At 58.1% G+C, this 19,193-nt stretch carries 18 protein-coding genes; 8 read left to right on the top strand and 10 right to left on the bottom strand.

The window, feature by feature from the left end:
- Positions 1-23: 23 nt before the first annotated feature.
- On the bottom strand, positions 24-1,349 hold the full coding sequence (locus tag ACYVG7_RS02710) for a PTS sugar transporter subunit IIC (protein WP_460881711.1): 1,326 nt from the start codon (positions 1,347-1,349) through the stop codon (positions 24-26).
- A 46-nt stretch (positions 1,350-1,395) separates the two neighbouring features.
- A complete protein-coding gene (locus tag ACYVG7_RS02705) occupies positions 1,396-1,701 on the bottom strand; it encodes a PTS sugar transporter subunit IIB (protein WP_460881710.1) in 306 nt (101 codons plus the stop codon).
- Positions 1,702-1,983: 282 nt separating this feature from the next.
- Here ACYVG7_RS02705 and ACYVG7_RS02700 point away from each other — a divergent pair, with 282 nt between their 5' ends.
- Positions 1,984-3,303, top strand: a complete 1,320-nt coding sequence (locus ACYVG7_RS02700; protein WP_460881709.1) for a PTS sugar transporter subunit IIC — start codon at positions 1,984-1,986, stop codon at positions 3,301-3,303.
- Between the two features lie 197 nt (positions 3,304-3,500).
- Entirely contained in the window at positions 3,501-4,193 is a 693-nt protein-coding gene (locus ACYVG7_RS02695) for an aspartate/glutamate racemase family protein (RefSeq protein WP_460881708.1), read from the top strand.
- A 44-nt stretch (positions 4,194-4,237) separates the two neighbouring features.
- On the opposite strand, the gene rarD is transcribed toward ACYVG7_RS02695, so the two are convergent.
- Positions 4,238-5,131, bottom strand: a complete 894-nt coding sequence (gene rarD, locus ACYVG7_RS02690; protein ID WP_460881707.1) for an EamA family transporter RarD — start codon at positions 5,129-5,131, stop codon at positions 4,238-4,240.
- Positions 5,132-5,335: 204 nt separating this feature from the next.
- A complete protein-coding gene (locus ACYVG7_RS02685) occupies positions 5,336-5,869 on the bottom strand; it encodes an AbiTii domain-containing protein (protein WP_460881706.1) in 534 nt (177 codons plus the stop codon).
- Between the two features lie 245 nt (positions 5,870-6,114).
- Between ACYVG7_RS02685 and recQ the strand changes: the two genes are divergently transcribed.
- On the top strand, positions 6,115-7,977 hold the full coding sequence (gene recQ / locus ACYVG7_RS02680) for an ATP-dependent DNA helicase RecQ (protein ID WP_460881705.1): 1,863 nt from the start codon (positions 6,115-6,117) through the stop codon (positions 7,975-7,977).
- A 96-nt stretch (positions 7,978-8,073) separates the two neighbouring features.
- The gene (gene ubiK, locus ACYVG7_RS02675; RefSeq protein WP_460881704.1) at positions 8,074-8,331 is read left to right on the top strand and encodes a ubiquinone biosynthesis accessory factor UbiK; all 258 of its coding nucleotides are present in this window, start codon (positions 8,074-8,076) and stop codon (positions 8,329-8,331) included.
- Between the two features lie 219 nt (positions 8,332-8,550).
- Here ubiK and fre read toward each other — a convergent pair whose 3' ends face one another.
- The 4 genes from fre to ACYVG7_RS02655 are packed head-to-tail and all read right to left on the bottom strand — an operon-like array spanning position 8,551 to position 11,807.
- Complete coding sequence (fre, locus tag ACYVG7_RS02670; RefSeq protein WP_460881703.1) at positions 8,551-9,246, bottom strand: NAD(P)H-flavin reductase; 696 nt, start codon at positions 9,244-9,246, stop codon at positions 8,551-8,553.
- A gap of 24 nt (positions 9,247-9,270) precedes the next feature.
- Complete coding sequence (ubiD, locus tag ACYVG7_RS02665; RefSeq protein ID WP_460881702.1) at positions 9,271-10,740, bottom strand: 4-hydroxy-3-polyprenylbenzoate decarboxylase; 1,470 nt, start codon at positions 10,738-10,740, stop codon at positions 9,271-9,273.
- A gap of 56 nt (positions 10,741-10,796) precedes the next feature.
- Positions 10,797-11,168: an MmcQ/YjbR family DNA-binding protein gene (locus ACYVG7_RS02660; RefSeq protein WP_460881701.1), complete on the bottom strand. Its 372-nt coding sequence runs from the start codon at positions 11,166-11,168 to the stop codon at positions 10,797-10,799.
- 18 nt (positions 11,169-11,186) lie between these two features.
- Positions 11,187-11,807, bottom strand: coding sequence for a hypothetical protein (locus tag ACYVG7_RS02655; RefSeq protein WP_460881700.1), 621 nt, complete (start codon positions 11,805-11,807; stop codon positions 11,187-11,189).
- 205 nt (positions 11,808-12,012) lie between these two features.
- Here ACYVG7_RS02655 and ACYVG7_RS02650 point away from each other — a divergent pair, with 205 nt between their 5' ends.
- Positions 12,013-13,011, top strand: coding sequence for a D-alanine--D-alanine ligase (locus ACYVG7_RS02650; protein ID WP_460881699.1), 999 nt, complete (start codon positions 12,013-12,015; stop codon positions 13,009-13,011).
- 95 nt (positions 13,012-13,106) lie between these two features.
- Here the strand turns inward: ACYVG7_RS02650 and rho are convergent, their stop codons facing one another.
- Entirely contained in the window at positions 13,107-14,372 is a 1,266-nt protein-coding gene (gene rho / locus ACYVG7_RS02645) for a transcription termination factor Rho (RefSeq protein ID WP_460881698.1), read from the bottom strand.
- A 192-nt stretch (positions 14,373-14,564) separates the two neighbouring features.
- Positions 14,565-14,891, bottom strand: a complete 327-nt coding sequence (trxA, locus tag ACYVG7_RS02640; protein ID WP_460881697.1) for a thioredoxin TrxA — start codon at positions 14,889-14,891, stop codon at positions 14,565-14,567.
- A gap of 131 nt (positions 14,892-15,022) precedes the next feature.
- On the opposite strand from trxA, the gene rhlB reads away from it, so the two are divergent.
- The 3 genes from rhlB to ACYVG7_RS02625 all read left to right on the top strand — a co-directional run bounded on the left by rhlB (position 15,023) and on the right by ACYVG7_RS02625 (position 19,186).
- Complete coding sequence (rhlB, locus tag ACYVG7_RS02635; protein ID WP_460881696.1) at positions 15,023-16,303, top strand: ATP-dependent RNA helicase RhlB; 1,281 nt, start codon at positions 15,023-15,025, stop codon at positions 16,301-16,303.
- A 13-nt stretch (positions 16,304-16,316) separates the two neighbouring features.
- Positions 16,317-17,825, top strand: a complete 1,509-nt coding sequence (gene gppA, locus ACYVG7_RS02630; RefSeq protein WP_460881695.1) for a guanosine-5'-triphosphate,3'-diphosphate diphosphatase — start codon at positions 16,317-16,319, stop codon at positions 17,823-17,825.
- Between the two features lie 77 nt (positions 17,826-17,902).
- Positions 17,903-19,186 carry a DEAD/DEAH box helicase gene (locus tag ACYVG7_RS02625; RefSeq protein WP_460881694.1) on the top strand — a complete coding sequence of 428 codons (1,284 nt, stop codon included), beginning with the start codon at positions 17,903-17,905 and terminating at the stop codon, positions 19,184-19,186.
- The last annotated feature ends 7 nt before the right edge of the window (positions 19,187-19,193 follow it).

Raw genomic sequence — 19,193 nt, 5'->3', positions numbered from 1 at the left:
CCGGGTTGCAACGTCAGTCGGGATCAGCGCGCCGGTACGGCGGCCAGAGTCGGGCTTTCTTGCTCGTCGACCTCTTCCTGCTTGAGCAGGGTGCGTTCGTAGGCCTTGAGGAAGGGGTAATACATGGCCGCGGCGGTGAACATGCAGAACAGGCTCAGTAACAGCGGGCTGATCGCCCAGTTGGCGGCCCAGGAGGCACCGATGGGGCCCGGGGTGGTCCAGGGGGTCAGTGACATGACGCGTGCCACCAGACCCATATCCACGGCGAACCAGGCCAGAGTGGCGTTGATCATAGGCACCAGCAGGAAGGGCAGGAAGAACACCGGGTTCATGACAATCGGCGCGCCGAACAGTATAGGTTCGTTGATGTTGAACAGGCCGGGGACTATGCCCATCTTGCCGATGGAGCGCAGGTGGGCGGCTTTACTGCGCAGCAGCAGGAAGGCCAATGGCAGGGTCGAGCCGACGCCACCGATGAGCAGGTAGTGATCCCAGAAACCCTGCAGGAAGATATGGGGCAAGGCTTGACCGGCAGCCATGGCGGCCTGGTTGGCAGCCAGGTTGGCCATCCAGAACGGGTTCATGATCCCGGTGACGATGAGGGCACCGTGAATACCGGCAAACCACAGCACCTGGCACAGCAAGACCGCCAACAGCATGGCCGGTAAGGAGTCCGAGGCAGCCACCAGCGGCTTGACCAGTGACATGATGGCTTCCGGCAGAATCATACCGGTGGCGCTTTCAATCAGCAGGTTCAGCGGGTGCAGGGTCAGGATGATGACCAGCACCGGGATCAGCACCTCGAAGGAGCGGGCGACGCCGGTCGGAACCTGGGGCGGCAACTTGATGGTGATGTTGTTGCGTTTGAGCCAGGCATAGACCTCGGCGGCATAAATCGCCGTCAGCAGGGCAGTGAAGATCCCCTGACCGGAGAGATACTGCATCGAGATGGCGCCATCCTTGAGCGGAGCCGCTACCAAGAGGAATGCCATCAGGCAGAGCAGGCCTGTAGTCACCGGATCCAGATCATTCTGTCGCGCCAGACTGGCGCCGATCCCCACCGAGATAAACAGGGTCATCAGGCCCATGCTGAGCTGGAAGGGCAGCAGCAGTTGCGGTTGGTACTTGGCTGAAAAGTCGAGCCAGGCGCGGGCGAAGCCCCACTGGGTCTCCGGCGAGAAGGGCGGGAAGATGAACACCAGCATGAAGCTGCCGATGATCATGAACGGCAGGGCGGCGATGAAACCGTCCCGGATGGCTTGCACATACTTTTGCTGGCCGAGGCGTCCGGCCAGCGGGCTGATCTGACGCTCGATGACGCTGACAAACTGGTTATAGAGGGTACTCATGGCATTTCCTTGTGGTAGTCACTGACACAGTGTTGGCGACCGACGGTTAACGGATCAGGGAGAGGGCGTGGTCCAGGACCCGATCTCCCCGCTGCATGCCGTAATCCATCATGTTGATCACATCGACCGGAACGCCGTGCTGGGAGGCCTTTTGCTGCAGATCCTGCTGCATGTACTTGACCTGGGGTCCGAGCAGGACCACCTGGTAGTTCGGCATCTGGACATCAAACTCCGAAGCCCCATAGGCGCGGATCTCGGTTTCCAGTCCGCGCTTGAGCGCTTCTTCCTGCATCTTCTTCACCAGCAAGCTGGTGGACATGCCTGATGAGCAACACAGCATGATTTTTTTCATTTCCATTTCTCCGGTTTCAAAAAGCTGATGGCGCAGATTCTTGATCGTTTGGATGATGAATGGAAACCGGTTTCCGTTCGATTTATCCCTGTTTGTGATCCGGATCGCCAGTCACACTGAAACCGCTCTCAAAAGTGTGATCGTGACGAAAAAATGACAAAGTCGAGTCGGGAAATGACGGAAACAAAGCGCTGAAATGGCGAGAATAGGGACGGAAAATAGTTTCCCGCCTCGCGGACGGGATCGGCGTGGATTGGATAACCGCAGCACAGGAGTGGCAGGGTGAGCAAACAGAGTGGGGTGAACCTGCAGGCCATGGGCATATTGGTCAGCATCATCGAACAACGCATGGTGCCTGTGGCCAACTGGTTGACGCGCAGTCAGCATGTGCTGGCGCTGCGGGATGGCTTTCAGCTGGCGATGCCCTTCATCATCATCGGTAGCCTGCTGGTGCCGTTTTTGTATCCGCCGGTGCTGGCAGATAGTGTCCATCCCCTGGCGCAGTGGCTGCTGGCGGTCTCCCGCCTGGTGTCGCCGCTGCTCTACCCCGTCTATGCCCATACCCTGGGGCTGATTTCACTGATCATTGCCTACGGCACGGCGGCCAGTCTGGCCAAGGCGTACCAGTTACCGGAGCGGCTATCCGGTCTCACCGGCTGTCTGGCCTTCTTGATGCTGATCGATTTCAGTTCGTTGCAACCGGGTATTTTTGGTTATCTCGGTGGGCTCGGCATCTTCACTGCCTTATGTACTGCAATTTATGCCATTGAAGTGATACGACTTTTCTATCGGCGTGGCTGGTGTATCCATATGCCAGAAGAGGTGCCGCTGATGACCCGGCGCGGTTTCCAGCTCATCATGCCGTTGCTGTTTATCATGCTCTCCTTGAGTCTGTTGAAGGTCTGGTTACAGACGCAATTTGATATCACGCTGCCACAATTGATGGCCGAGCTGTTTCGCCCGCTGATCAGCGGAGCCGATACCCTGCCTGCGCTGCTGCTGGCATTGCTGGTGGCCCATCTGCTGTGGTTTATGGGCATTCACGGCGCGCTGATCATCACAGGCGTGCTCTCGCCATTCTGGATGGCCAATCTGGCGGCCAACCAGGCGGCCCTGGTCGCTGGAGAGCCGTTACCGCATATTTTCTTGCAAGGCTTCTGGGACTATTTCCTGCTGATTGGCGGCACCGGTAGCACACTGCCTCTGGTGTGGATGGCGCTGCGCAGCCGCAGCCGGACTCTGAAATCGGTGGGTAAGCTGGGGCTGCTGCCCTCGCTGTTCAATATCAACGAACCCATACTGTTCGGTTTTCCCATCATCATGAATCCCCTGTTCTTTTTGCCGTTTATCGCCGTGCCGCTGCTGAATGCCATTCTGGCCTGGCAGTTGACCCAGTGGGGCTTTCTGGATCGGTTTGTGGCTTTGCTGCCCTGGTCGGTACCAGCACCCTTGGGCGCCGCCTGGGCGGCCAATGGCAGTTGGCATAATCTGCTGATGAGCCTGTTTTGTATCTTCAACAGCTGGATGATCTACCGTCCCTTCTTTGTCATCCACGAGAAGATGATGCTGCAGCAGGAAACTGAACCGGCAACGGCGGAATAGTCATGCCGCCTTTATGCTTTTTGGCAATCGGTTTCCATTTCGGTCTGTAGCGTCCGGCCGGGCTGCTGGAGAGGAGCCGGGATTTCATGGGAACACCTTCGGCCTTATCTGATGAGCATTAGGGCTTAGCCCCTTGTCTTCATTGCAGGAAATTGCCATGGTGACAGGTATCAGGCAGCAAGAGGATGGAGAGAGCTATGCGCACCTTGGGGCTCATCGGCGGCATGAGTTGGGAGTCGACACAGAGTTACTACCGGTTGATCAATGAAGGGGTAAAAACCCGGTTGGGTGGCCTGCATTCGGCGCGGCTTATCCTGTTCTCGGTGGATTTTGCCGAGATCGAGGCCTTGCAGGCACAAGGGGACTGGGTGCGTGCCGGCATGATCCTGAGCGACGCCGCTCGCTCCCTCAAGGCGGCGGGGGCCGAAGGATTGGTGCTCTGTACCAACACCATGCACAAGGTGGCGTCCGCCATCGAGGGGGTCGGCCTGCCGCTGATCCATATTGCCGATGCCACCGCCCAGGTGGTGAAGGCCCAGGGTATCCAGCGCATTGGCCTGCTCGGCACCCGTTTTACCATGGAGCAGAGCTTCTATGCCGGGCGACTGGGGCGCTATGGGTTGCAGGTGCTGACGCCGGAAGAGGCCGGGCGGGAGCAGGTGCACCGCATCATCTATGACGAGCTTTGCCTGGGACAGATCCATGCCGACTCGCGGCAGGTCTATCGCGACATCATGGCCGAGCTGGTGGCTCGCGGCGCCGAAGGCATCATCTTTGGCTGTACCGAAATCGGTCTGCTGGTGTCGCCGCAGGATAGTGCGGTGCCGGTATTCGACACCACTGTGCTGCATGCCCAGGCGGCGGTGAACTGGGCTCTGGGCGCGGCTTAACCAGCGAGTCGAGGTGCGTTATCCACCTCGACTACACCACGGGTTCAGACTGAGGCAGCCCGCAGTCGTTGGCTGCGTCGCCAGCCATCCCAGCTGAACAGCGCCAGTGCCGACCAGATGAAGCCGAAGGTGACCAGCTTGGCGGCTTGAACCGGCTCGCCGTAATAGAACAGTGCCAGCAGGAACATGATGCTGGGGCCCAGGTATTGAATGAAACCCAGGGTCGACAGCGGGATCAGCCGGGCGCCGGCGGTGAACAGCAATAACGGTACCGTGGTGACCACGCCTGCCGCCAGCAGCAGTAGATTCAAGTGGCTGCTATTCAGGCTCAAATTGCTGGTTGCCGAATCGGCGATGCCGAACAGATAGATGAGTGCCAGCGGCAGCAGCAGCAGGGTCTCGACGAACAGACCCGTCTGGGCATCCACCGGGATCTTCTTACGAATGAGGCCATAGATGCCAAAGCTGCTGGCCAACGTCAGCGCAATCCACGGCAGATGGCCGATCAGTACCACCTGGATCACCACCCCGATCGCCGCCAGCAGCACCGCCGCCCACTGTAGCCGCCGCAGCCGTTCACCGAGGAACAGCATGCCCAGCAGGATATTGAACAGTGGATTGATGTAGTAGCCGAGGCTGGCTTCGAGCAGGTGGTTATGGTTCACCGCCCAGATAAACAGCAGCCAGTTGCCGGCCACCAGCAGCGCCGATAGGGTCAGGTTGAGCAATTGCCGCGGCGAGCGAAGCACCGCCTGCACGCGATAGAGCTGGCGGGTACCCAGCAGTAGGGCCAGCAGTAAGACGCAGGACCAGATGATGCGATGGGTGAGGATTTCGCTGGCCGGGACTTCGGTCAGTAGCTTGAAGTAGAGCGGGCAGATGCCCCAAATCAGAAAGGCGCAGAGGGCGTAAATGACCCCTTTGGTATGTGCAGGCATGACAGATCTCACAAATTGGCGGCAGAGCAGTGTAACGCGACCGCGGAGCGAGCAAAACGCATGTTCTGAGGGCGACAGAAAAAATAGTGGATCAGCACACTAGGGGGCGATAATTGCGGTGATAAATAGTAAAGCCCAGTGAAGGTGTGGGGCACAACAGCATAAAAGTGGGCATCGCCGGGATGCCCGTGGTGCATGGATCACTCAGATCTGCCAGCGGCGATGCTGAATGGCCCGTAATGACAGGTTACAGCAGTCCATCTCCCGACTCATGGTGGGGACATACTCTTGCAGCATCTGATCGACGCCGAGAACCAGCTTGTCCTTGATGGAGACCACGGGTTCTTTCCAGGCGTGCATGCAGGTGTGTTCCGGGATCAGGATCTGCCTGTACTCCTCCAGCAGCGCGCTCGGCCAGCGCTCCAGCACCAGAGCGTGACAATCCAGATAGGCCACCAGAGGCCCGCGTAATAACAGGAAACGCACTTGCGCCAAGTCCCGCTGGCTCAGAGCTTGTTCATTGATTTGGCACGTTTGTTGGCGACCACTGTGGGCATGCTGGAACAGACCCCGTTGCCGACATTCGATGATGCGATACCAAGGCAGGGCCGATGCGTCCTCATAGCCTTCCAGCTCCCGTTGCAGCCATTGCTTCAGGCCCATCTCATCGGTGGTTTGATGGAGGCATTTGAGACGTTCCACCAGGCCACTACATTGAACAGTCGACACAGTACCCATGAGTTCGCTCCTCCTGTTAATACAAGTATGGCTCTTCATCCTGAGTGAGGTGTTGAGGCCCATTGATAGTGGTCAAATTCTAGCCAGAAATAGACACCGTCGTGGGGATCGGCGGTGTTATTTTCCGCATTGGCACGGCAATGGGTCGCAATCTAGACCATTCGGCATCCCTTCTTCGATTCGTTTCATCTCGGCATACGACAGCGGTTTTCCCCAGCCCCCGGCTGTTCTACAATGGCGCCCCTATGCAACTGCCATCTCTCGAACCCGCTTCCGGCTTTCTGCCTCCTTCGACACCCTCACCGCTGCAGGTGCTACGGGAGGTGTTTGGCTATCAGGAATTTCGTCCCGGCCAGGCGCAGATTGTCGATCACGTGGTGGCTGGCCGCGATGCACTGGTCATCATGCCAACTGGCGGTGGCAAGTCGCTCTGTTTTCAGATCCCCGCACTAGTTAGACCGGGTCTGGCGGTAATAGTTTCCCCGCTGATCGCTTTAATGAAGGATCAGGTAGATACCCTGCGCGCCAACGGCGTGGCCGCCGCTTGTCTCAACTCCTCGGTGCCACGGGAGGAGCTGCTCGGCATCTACTCCGCCTTGCGCCAGGGCGAGCTCAAGCTGCTGTATGTGGCGCCAGAGCGCCTGATGCTGCCCGATTTCCTCGATCAGCTCGCCGAGTTGCGGCTGTCGCTATTTGCCATCGACGAGGCGCACTGCATCTCGCAATGGGGTCATGACTTCCGCCCGGAATATGCCCAGCTCGGATGTCTGAAACAGCGGTTCCCCCATATTCCACTGCTGGCCCTGACCGCCACGGCCGATGAGGCGACGCGGCAGGATATTCTGGCGCGATTGGGACAGAGTGATCCGCTGGTGCATCTGGCCAGCTTCGATCGGCCCAATATTCGCTACAGCCTGCTGGACAAGTACAAGCCGAACGAGCAACTGGCCAGTTATATCGACAAGCAGAGCGGCCAGTGCGGCATTGTCTATTGCACCAGCCGCAGCCGGACCGAGGAAGTGGCCAAGTTTCTGCGCGGGCGTGGGGTGCGCGCCGCCTGCTACCACGCCGGGTTACCGGTGCAGGAGCGGGGCAGTGTGCAGGAGGCTTTCCTGCGCGACGATATCGAGGTGGTGGTGGCGACCGTGGCGTTCGGCATGGGCATCGACAAGCCGAATGTGCGCTTCGTGGTGCACTATGACACGCCGAAGAATATCGAATCCTACTATCAGGAGACCGGTCGGGCCGGGCGCGACGGCCTGCCTGCCGAAGCCTTGCTGCTGTTCGACCCGGCCGATACCGAGCGCCTGCGGCGCATGCTGGAGAGCGGCGAACACTCCAATCCCGAGCAGCAGAAAGTGGAGCAGTACAAGCTCAACCTGATGGCTGCTTTTGCCGAAGCCCAGACCTGTCGTCGCCAAGTGTTGCTCAACTACTTTGGCGAGTACCAGAGCCAGCCCTGCGGTAACTGCGATGTCTGTCTGGACCCCCCACGTACCTATGATGGCAGCGAGGATGCCCGCAAGGCTCTCTCCTGTGTCTATCGGGTCGGCCAGCGTTTCGGCATCGGCTATGTCATCGAGGTGCTGCGCGGCTCCCTGAATCAGCGGATCCGCGAGCAGGGTCATGACAAGTTGTCGACCTTTGCCATTGGCAAGGAGCGCAGCCACGAACACTGGTTGTCGGTGTTCCGGCAACTGATCCACAAGGGCTTGCTGACCCAGAACATCACCCGGCATCTGACGCTGCAGCTGACTGAAGCCGCCCGTCCTGTACTGCGCGGGGAGCAGGGATTGGAGCTGGCGGTGCCGCGTCTCGAAGTGGTGAGCCTGAAGAAGGGGCGCAGCCGGGGTCATGATGAGGCGAGTGCGGATTATGATGTGAAGCTGTTCCGCGAGTTGCGCAAGCTGCGCAAACAGATCGCCGAAGAGGAAGAGGTGCCACCTTATGTGGTGTTTAACGACGCTACCCTCATCGAGATGGCGCGGGAGCAACCCTGTGACGATGACGAGCTGTTGGCGATCAATGGGGTCGGTTATCGCAAACTGGAGCGTTTCGGCGAGCCGTTCCTGGCCTGTATTCGCGATCACTGCTACGGCATTCGCTGAACCGGATGAATAGACCCGGTTCCGGGCTCCGTGATCCGCCTCGCTGGCGATGCCGGCCCGGCTCGGGCACAATGAGGACAACGGAAGGAGAACCCGATGATTGACCCGAAAAAAATTGAAGAGATGGCCCGTCAGATCCACAACGCCCTGCCGCCCGGTATCAAGAGCCTGGGAGAAGAGGTGGACAAGAAGGTGAAGCAGGTATTGCAATCCCAGCTCAACAAGTTGGATATGGTCAGTCGCGAAGAGTTTGATGTGCAGACCAAGGTGTTGCTGCGCACCCGTGAAAAATTGACCGCACTGGAAGAGAAGTTGGCGCTGATTGAACAGCGTCTGGCCGATCGGGGCGAGTAATCCGTTCTTTCCTGATAGCACAACGGCCACCTTAGCGGTGGCCGTTGTCGTCATGGCGACTAGATAGCTGTTCCGAATCGCAGATCACTCACCACAGCGACTTAGGTAGCGCTAAACTGACCCTCCGCGCCAGGGATGGCGCGGTGGAGCCCCCATGGAAGGGTTTACGGCGTGTCAGCGTGTGCTTCCTTGTCGATGGCGCATTATCCGGATCGGTATCTAAATAAACTGGTAGGCATCACCAAACAGGTGTTCATCCTGCACGCCGCGCAGACGCAGGGTCTGGCGTACCACGGCGGCCATCTCGAAACGTCCGGCAACATAGATGTCGTACTGATCCAGGCTGGCAAAGTCGGCGAGTACCGCCTCGTGCACCATGCCGGTACGGCCCAGCCACTCGGCCTGCGGATGCTCCACCACCGGAATGTAATTCAGCTGCTGGTATTCGTTGGCCCAGGCCAGGACTTCGGCGCCTTCATACAGCTGGCTTTTATGACGCACCCCCCAGTAGAGATAGACAGGGCGATTCATTTCGGTATCCATCAGGTACTGCAGCAGGGCGCGGGCGTAGGAATAGCCGGTACCACCGGCGATCAGCAGGATCGGTCGGCTCGACTCTTCCCGCAGCCAGGCTTTGCCCTGAGGGATTTCGATGGTCAGAGTCCCGGTGCTACGCAGGCGCTCCAGCACTTCTCCCGGGTAAGGATTGCCGGGGGTGGCGCCAATCTGCAGCTCCAGCCCGTCCCGGGTCGGGGAGCTGGCAATACTGAACGGGCGTTTGTCTTTCTCGCCCATCACGACCTGTAAATACTGGCCGGGTTTGAAGGGGACCGGTTGCGCCGGGTCGAGGCGAATGTGCCAAATGTGTTCCGCACACTCATTCATTTCCAGCAGTCGGCATTCGATTCGTTGCATGCAAGTTCCTTGCGGCCTAAGGCTCTAGTCGAAGATCCCCAGCGAGTCCCATAGCGTGTCGACTCGCTGCTTCACCTCGTCACTCATGACGATGGGGCGACCCCATTCCCGGTTGGTTTCGCCGGGCCATTTATTGGTGGCATCCAGTCCCATTTTAGATCCCAGACCGGAAACCGGAGAGGCGAAGTCCAGATAATCAATCGGGGTATGCTCAATCAGGGTGGTGTCGCGTGCCGGATCCATCCGGGTGGTGATGGCCCATATTACGTCATTCCAATCCCGGGCGTTAACATCATCGTCACAAACGATCACGAACTTGGTATACATAAACTGGCGCAGGAAGCTCCAGACCCCAAGCATCACCCGCTTGGCATGGCCCGGATAACGCTTCTTGATGGTGACCACCGCCATGCGATAGGAGCACCCCTCCGGCGGCAGATAGAAGTCGACAATCTCCGGAAACTGCTTCTGCAACAGCGGCACAAACACCTCGTTGAGCGCCACGCCCAGCATGGCGGGTTCATCGGGTGGCCGACCGGTATAGGTGGAGTGATAGATGGGGTTCTGGCGCATGGTCATGTGGGTGACGGTGAACACCGGGAACTCATCCACCTCGTTGTAATAACCGGTGTGATCGCCATAGGGTCCCTCGGGGGCAAACTCGCCGGGATGGATGACTCCTTCCAGCACGATCTCGGCACTGGCGGGCACCTCGATATCGCAGGAGAGCGCTTGCACCACTTCGGTCCGGCTGCCGCGCAACAGACCGGCAAAGGCATATTCCGACAGGGTGTCTGGTACCGGTGTGACGGCACCGAGAATGGTGGCCGGATCCGAGCCGATCGCCACCACCAGCGGGAAGGGTTCGCCGGGATGTAGCTCCTGAAACTCGCGCAGGTCGATGGCGCCGCCCCTGTGGTCCAGCCAGCGCATGATGAGTTTGTTGTTGCTCAGCAACTGCTGGCGGTAGATCCCCAGATTTTGCCGCTTCTTGTAAGGCCCCTTGGTGATGGTCAGCCCCCAGGTCAGCAGCGGAGCCACATCGCCGGGCCAGCAATGCTGGATCGGCAGCCGGGTGAGATCGACGGCATCACCGCTGAGGATGACCTCCTGGCAGGGCGCCTTGCTCAGTCGCTTGACCGGCATGTTCAGCACCTGCTTGAACACCGGCAGCTTGTCCATCAGATCGCGCAGCCCCTTGGGTGGCTCCGGCTCCTTGAGCATGGCCATCCATTCCCCGACTTGACGCAGGGCAGAGACCTCCTCCTGGCCCATGCCCAACGCCACCCGCTCTGGCGTGCCAAATAGATTGGCCAGTACCGGCATGTCATAACCGGTCGGGTTCTCGAACAGCAGCGCCGGACCACCGGCTCGCAGGGTGCGGTCGGCAATTTCGGTCATCTCCAGGTAGGGATTAATTTCCTGGTGGATGCGTTTAAGCAGGCCCCTTTGTTCCAGCAGGGCGATAAAGTCACGCAGATCCTTATATTTCATATGGTTACTCTATGACGGAGTCTGATTTCATTATACGGGCCGGGGTGGTTTTTGGCTCATCGAGTTGCGGCGTTCGGCCCCAGCAGCGCCAGACGTTCACTTTTCTTCAGCCCGGCCACCACCCGCTGCCAGGATTCGTCGATCATGGTTCGCAGCAACTCGTCGCTCAGGCTGCCATCCAGAGTGACCGTATTCCAGTGCTGCTTATTGAGGTGATAACCGGCACTGACCGCCGGATAGAGCTCGCGCCACAGCAGTGCCTGCTGGGGCTCGGCCTTGAGGGAGATCGTCAGCGGCAGCTCCTGCCAAGCCACCAGGGCAAACATCTTGCCAGCCACTTTCAGCACCAGCACCTCGGGGCCGAAGGGCAGGTCTTCCATGGCGCCGGGTTTGGCACCGAGATAGTCCCGTAATGCAGCGAGATCCATAACGAACTCCTCACATGGTTAACCGCGGATTTTCTGCAGCAACTGCTGAAAGCCCTTTTCGAAACCCTGACGGGTCAGTTCATCGATCACCGGCCATTCACTCTGCGGTTTGAAGCCTATCGTGGTCTTGGTATAGGCCTCCTGGCCATGGAGTGCTACCCAGCGTGGATCGTAATAGCGTTTAGTTTGTCGATCCCAAGTCAAGACATGGTTGACCGTGATGGTCAGCTCATCCAGATGGCCGAGGGCATAGCGGTTAATGTCTTTGGCAAACTGGTTGCTCAGCTCGGTGACGCCCTGCTGGGTGGTCGGATCGAGGGACTTGTTGGCATCGGAGCGGGCGCGCAGCTGGGCGGTGTAGAACCAGAACAGGGCCGGGGTGATCTCGCCTTGCTGATAGAGCTGATGCGCCAGGGCAAAGAGTACCGGCGGGGTATAGACGTTGGGATCGGTCAACACAGCTTCCAGGGTCTGGTTATTGCCACTGAGCAGACCGTTGACCGCCTGTTCGGTCGGCTGGCGAACTAGCTGGGCAAATTCGCCCTGAAATTCGGGGGCCTTGGGCTTTTTCTCGGCATCCTGACCGACAGTCACGCAGGCGCTTAGCCACACGGCACAGAATAAACATAACAGGCGCATCGGGGTTCCTTGGGCGAGAACAGCAGTATCGAGTGCCAGCATAGGGATTTCATCCGCCATGAGCAAACGCCACGACGTCGGAGTTGGATCCCTACCTTTGTGCGTTGAGCCCTTTCCCCCTGTCGACGCCATTGATAGACTTCCCTGCGTGATTGTCATTCCGACCGCCTCGCGGCCGGCGAGTCTAGATGCAAGGAATCCCCTGATGAATAAGCTTCATGTGCTCTTGATGTGCGGCGGTGGCGGCAGTGAGCATTCAATTTCCCTCAAGAGTGCCGATTTTCTCGAACAACAGCTCCGGGCCCTGCCGGACATCGTCATGACGCGAGTCGAGTTATTCCCCGATCGCTGGCAAACCGCCACTGGCGAGCGCTGCTCCCTGGGGCTGGATAAGGTGTTGCGGACCGGCAGCCGGGAACAGCGGATCGACTATGTGGTGCCGTGCATTCATGGTTTCCCGGGTGAGACCGGAGACATACAATCGTTCCTGGAGCTGGCGGGACTGCCTTATCTGGGGTGTGGCTCGGAAGGCAGCAAGCTGTGCTTCAATAAGGTCAGCACCAAGTTGTGGCTGACGGCGCTGGGTATCCCGAATACCCCTTATCTGTTCCTCTCCGAGGATGACAGCTCGGCCCATGCCGAAGCCCACCAGGCGATGCGCCGTTGGGGTTCAGTCTTCGTCAAGGCCGCGAGTCAGGGTTCTTCCGTCGGCTGCTACAAAGTGACTGAACTGGCTCATTTGTCTGATGCTATTCATCAGGCATTTGGCTATTCGGCCCAGGTGCTGGTGGAAAAGGCGGTCCAACCTCGCGAGCTGGAAGTGGCAGTCTACCAGTATGGTGATGAGCTGGTTGCCACTCGCCCTGGCGAAATCTGCGTGCCGGGCGATGTCTTCTATAGCTATGACGAGAAGTACAGCAGTGGTAGCCATTCGACCACCCGACTGGATGTCAGCGATCTGAGCGCCGAACAAGTGGAAACCATCCGCACCCTGGCGCTCAAGGCGTTTACCCAGCTCAAGCTCAAGGATCTGTCGCGGGTCGACTTCTTCCTGACCGCGGATGGCGAAATCCTGCTGAACGAAATCAATACTTTCCCAGGTATGACGCCGATCTCCATGTTCCCCAAGATGTTGCAGCATCACGGCCATGACTTTGGTCAGTTCCTGCTGCAGTGCATTCAGTCGGCGGCCCGTGCCGGCTGATGGCGTGATTTATATCGATTGAGGCTTTTCTCCTCGATACGCAGATAAAAAAATACCGGCTGCAAAGCCGGTATTTTTTATGATGCTGCCGTCGATTACTTCTGCTGGCGCTTCATGGCGTCGAAGAATTCATCGTTGGTCTTGGTCATGGAAAGCTTGTCGATCAGGAATTCCATGGCTTCGATTTCACCCATCGGGTGGATAATCTTACGCAGGATCCACATCTTCTGCAGCTCGTCTTGCGGAGCCAGCAGCTCTTCGCGACGGGTGCCGGAGCGGGTGATATCGATCGCCGGATAGACGCGCTTCTCGGCGATCTTGCGCGCCAGATGCAGTTCCATGTTGCCGGTTCCCTTGAACTCTTCGTAGATGACTTCATCCATCTTGGAGCCGGTATCAACCAGTGCAGTGGCGATGATGGTGAGCGAGCCACCCTCTTCCACGTTACGGGCGGCACCGAAGAAACGCTTCGGACGATGCAGGGCGTTGGCATCCACACCACCGGTCAGAACCTTACCAGATGAAGGGATGACGGTGTTATAGGCACGAGCCAGACGAGTGATTGAGTCGAGCAGAATCACCACATCCTTCTTGTGCTCAACCAGACGCTTGGCCTTTTCGATAACCATTTCAGCGACTTGGACGTGACGCGTTGCTGGTTCATCGAAGGTGGAAGCCACGACTTCACCCTTGACCATGCGTTGCATTTCGGTCACTTCTTCAGGACGTTCATCGATCAGCAGTACGATCAGCTCACACTCGGGGTGGTTACTGGTGATGCTCTGGGCGATGTTCTGCAACAGGATCGTCTTACCGGCTTTCGGCGGTGCGACTATGAGGCCTCGCTGACCCTTACCGATAGGGGAGGCCAGATCCAGTACCCGAGCGGTAATATCTTCGGTCGAACCATTGCCCCGCTCCAGACGCAGACGCTTGGTCGGGTGCAGGGGGGTCAGGTTTTCGAACAGGATCTTGTTGCGGGCATTTTCCGGACGGTCGTAGTTGACGGTATCCACCTTCAACAGTGCGAAATAACGCTCACCTTCTTTCGGCGGACGAATTTTACCGGAGATGGTATCACCGGTGCGCAGGTTGAAACGGCGTACCTGACTCGGGGAGACATATATGTCGTCCGGACCCGCCAGATAGGAGCTGTCTGCACTACGCAGGAAGCCGAAACCGTCTTGCAGGATTTCCAGCACACCGTCACCGAAGATATCTTCCCCGCTCTTGGCGTGAGCCTTGAGAATGGCGAAGATGATATCTTTCTTGTGCAAACGAGCCAGGTTTTCCAGGCCCATGGATTCGCCAAGCTTTACCAGCTCGGATACAGGGGTATTCTTTAATTCAGTCAGATTCATGGCGATGAATGGGTATCAACAGGAAATGAAGCGGTTAGACGGTCGCTGGGTTGAGGCTGCTTTCGATAGGAGAGAGCGCAGATCAGCGCGGGTGGATTACTAGGTCGCTGTATAAGTTAGCATCAAATCGCGAAGGCGTCTATTGCGTCGGGGTGAAAAACAAAGAGCGCTCGATGAGCGCTCTTGGAGGATTTAGACGTTGGCGTCCAGAAACTCTTTCAATTGGGTCTTGGAGAGCGCGCCCACTTTGGTCGCGGCCACAGCACCGTTCTTGAACAGCAGCAGGGTCGGAATACCACGAATACCGTACTTAGGTGCAGTCTCGGAGTTCTGATCAATATTCAGCTTGGCCACAGTCAGCTTGCCTGCATATTCATCAGCTACTTCGTTCAGGATAGGTGCAATCATCTTGCACGGGCCACACCACTCAGCCCAGAAGTCGACCAGTACCGGGCCTTGAGCCTTGATCACGTCTGCTTCGAAGCTGGCATCGGTCAGCTGAACAATCTTGTCACTCATCTACCACTCCAGTCTATTGTTGAGGATCTGTTGGCAAATATAGCCAATAGATGTAAATAAAAGGCAAATAGTTGCCCTATTTGAAATGATCCTGTTTATTATTGCAAGCCCAACCTGATAACCTGTCTGCCATGAGCAAAACACACTTAACTGAACAGAAATTCGCCCAGATGGGGCTGGAACCGCAGGTTCTCGCCGGTCTGGAAGCCAAGGGATTTCACTATTGCACGCCGATCCAGGCGCTTTCTCTCCCTATTCTCATTGCAGGCAAAGATATTGCGGGCCAGGCACAAACCGGGACCGGCAAAACCATCGCCTTCCTGGCTGGTATCTTCAATCATCTGCTGATCAATCCCGCCTCGCCCGAGCGCAAGACCAATCAACCGCGTGTGTTGATCATGGCGCCGACTCGTGAGCTGGCGGTGCAGATCTACAATGATGCCGAGCCTATGGCCGAGACCACAGGATTTAAGCTAGGTCTGGCGTACGGTGGTGATGGTTACGACAAGCAGCTTGCCGTGCTGGAGCAAGGCGTTGATGTGCTGATCGGCACTACCGGTCGTATCATCGATTACCTGAAGCAGGGGATTATCGACCTCTCCCGGATCCAGGCCGTGGTACTGGATGAGGCCGATCGTATGTTCGATCTGGGTTTCATCAAGGATATTCGTTTCCTGTTCCGTCGCATGCCGCTGCCAAACCAGCGTCTGAACATGCTGTTCTCTGCCACTTTATCGCTGCGGGTGCAGGAACTGGCTTACGAGCATATGAATCAGCCGGAGCATGTGCAGATCGAGCCCGAGCAGATGACTGGGCAACGCATCAAAGAGGAGCTGTTCTATCCCTCCAACGACGACAAGATGTTGCTGCTGCTGACCTTGATCGAAGAAGAGTGGCCGGATAAAGCCATCGTCTTTGCTAATACCAAGCATGTCTGCGAAGACGTACACGGCTGGTTGGAAGCAGATGGCCATCGCGTTGGTCTGTTGACCGGCGATGTGCCGCAGAAAAAGCGCATGAAGATCCTCGAGGACTTCACCAAGGGTACGCTGGATATCCTGGTGGCCACCGATGTGGCGGCTCGCGGCCTGCACATTCCCGATGTCACCCATGTGTTTAACTATGATCTGCCGGATGACGCGGAAGACTACGTGCACCGCATTGGCCGTACTGGCCGTGCTGGCAAGAGTGGTCATTCCATCAGCTTTGCCTGTGAAGACTATGCCTTCAACTTGCCGGCGATCGAAGATTACATTCGACACTCGATCCCGATGAGCAAGTATGATCGCCAGGCGTTACTGCAGGATGCCGAGGCACCGAAGCGGATCCACCGCCATCGTGCTGGCATCAATCGTAATATGCGTGAGCGTCAGCCGAGTGCCGGACGCCGCCGTGGCCCTCGTAAACCCTGACAGGACGTCGCCCGTGAACCAGCCACCTCTGTATGCTGCCATTGATCTCGGCTCCAACAGTTTCCACATGCTGGTGGTGCGCGAGGTTGCGGGCGCGATCCGCACGGTTGCCAAGGTCAAGCGCAAAGTGCGGTTGGCTGCTGGCCTCGATGCTGACAATTGCCTGAGTCATGAAGCCATGGCGCGGGGCTGGGATTGTCTGCGTCTGTTTGCCGAACAACTGCAGGACGTACCGAAAGAGAATACCCGCATCGTCGGTACCGCTACCTTGCGGCTGGCGGGCAATGTGGGTGTCTTCCTGGTCGAAGCGGAGCGCATTCTCGGTCACCATATCGAAGTGATCACCGGTGAAGATGAGGCCAGAACCATCTACCAGGGCGTTTCCTGGACCTCCAGTGGCGAAGGCAAACGCCTGGTCATCGATATCGGTGGCGCGAGTACCGAACTGGTGATCGGTGAGCAAAGTGATGCCAAGCTATTGAACAGCCTGCATATGGGCTGTATCACCTGGCTCAGACGCTTCTTTGCCGATGGATTGCTGAGTGCCGACAATTTTGCTGCCGCGATCGAAGGCGCCAAAGTGGTGCTGGCTCAAGTCGAGCAGAGCTATCTCGATATGGGCTGGATCACCTGTGTCGGCGCCTCCGGGACCGTGCAAGCGCTGCAAGAGATCATGATCGCTCAAGGGCGTAGTGAGCGGGTGACGCTGAGCAAGCTCAACGAATTGAAGGAACAGGCCATCCAGTGTGGTCGTATCGATCAGCTGGCGTTGCAAGGCTTGGCTCCCGAGCGCTTGACTGTTTTTCCATCTGGGCTGGCCATTCTGATCGCGATTTTCGAAACCCTGCACATCGACAATATGACCCTGGCCGGTGGCGCCCTGCGAGAGGGACTCATCTATGGCATGGTCGGTCGTAAACGGGATTGTGATGCTCGTGAACGGACAGCCGAGAGTCTGATCACCCGTTATCAACTGGATCGGGATCAGGCGGAGCGGGTGCGTAACGTGGCCTTGACCGCATTCACCCAGTTGCATCAGAGCTGGCATCTGAGTGAGCAGTATGGCCGCCCCATGCTGCGCTGGGCTGCCATGCTCTACGAGCTGGGATTGTGTATCGAATACAAAAAGGCGCCGCAACATGCCGCCTACATCATCGATCACATCGATATGCCCGGTTTTACTCCGGCGCAGAAGCAGTTGTTATCGGCGTTGATGCTCAATCAACGGGATGAGTTCAAACTGGATGAACTGGAGCGGCAAAATGCGGTCTCCATGACCCAGGCGTGTCGCTTGGCGCGCATCCTGCGGCTGTCGATCATACTGTGTATGCGTCGCACCGAAGGCACGGTTCCCGACTTCCGCTTCGAGGCGGACGAGGACCAACTGACCATCTGGTTGCCGCAAGGCTGGCCTCAAGTTCATTATCTGCGCGCCTCCGAACTGCAGGATGAAGCCAAGCGTCAAACCCTGATGGGCTGGCCGACCCGGGTGGTCGAAGAACCCGATGGTGTAGCAGATTGATGCTGCTTGACTCATAGTTGACACAGGGCCTGCGGGCCCTTTGTTATTTCTTGTTTCCGACTCAACAGGAAGACGTCATGTCCCGATTTACCGATTTGCCCCTATGTCCGGAACTCCTGCAGGCCTTGAATGTACAGGGCTGGGTACAGCCGACGGCGGTGCAGTGTCAGGCGATTCCTCCGGCGCTGGCAGGGATGGATGTGCAGGTGTGTGCGCCGACAGGTACAGGGAAGACGCTGAGTTTTCTGTTGCCCTTACTGCAGAGCTGGCTGGCAACGCCTGGCACGCTTCCGGCTGCGCTAGCGGCGCCAAGCGCCCTGGTGCTGGTTCCGACTCGGGAGCTGGCCGAGCAAGTGAGCCAGGTGGCCAGCGTTCTGGCAAACTCCTTGACGCCTGCGCCTGTGATCCAGCTGGTGTTGGGTGGCGAACCGCTCGAGGGCCAAGTTGCGGCATTGGCGACAGGTTGCGATCTGCTGATTGCCACGCCGGGGCGTTTGCTTGAACTGCTGCGCCAGCAGGCCCTGACCTTGGCTCAGGTGCGGCAACTGGTACTGGATGAGGCTGACCGCCTGCTGGAGATGGGCTTCCGCCGCGAACTGGAGCAGCTTCTGAAGCAGCTTGCTGCACGCCAACAGACGTTATTGTTTTCGGCCACCTTTCCCGATGCGGTGACTGGGTTGGCGCAGGCGCTGTTGCGCACTCCGCAGTTGATTAGCGTCGAGTCCCGGCCGCAGGGAGTGATTGACGAGCAAGGGTATTTGGTGAACAAGGGCAGCAAGGCGGCGCTATTGCTACATCTGTTGCAGCAACAGCGGCCAGGACAAACGGCGCTGGTATTCGTCAACCAGCGAGCCACGGCGGATAGTCTGGTCAAGCGACTGTGCAAACAGGGCATCACCGCTGCCGCCCTGCATGGTGACAAGCCGCAGGCTGAACGCAGTGCCGTGCTGGCTCAGCTGCAATCCGGGCAGTTACCCGTGCTGGTGGCAACGGATCTGGCGGCGCGGGGGCTGGATATCAGCGCCTTGCCGTTGGTGATCAATTTCGAGCTACCGGATGCGCCGGCGACCTATGTGCACCGCATTGGTCGTACCGGCCGTGCGGGTCGCTCCGGCGTGGCGCTGGCCTTGTTGGCGCATCATGATATGGCTGCGTTGCAGGCGATCGAGACGCTGACTGGCAACCGGATCCCGGTGCAGGAATTGGCCGAGTTTCCGGTGACCGACGTGCCGGCCACGGAAGAGGCTGCCCGCAAGCGTCCACCTCGGGATAAGCAGGCCAATCGTCGGACGGCCGAAAAGCGCAGCATCAAACAGTTCGTAGCCAAAACTCCGACGACACCGCGTAGTCGGAGCAAATAAACCGTTG

The sequence above is a fragment of the Pseudaeromonas pectinilytica genome, from assembly GCF_054780855.1.
The sequence above is the reverse complement of the archived record's forward strand: the minus strand, read 5'-3'. Positions and strand labels throughout refer to the sequence as shown.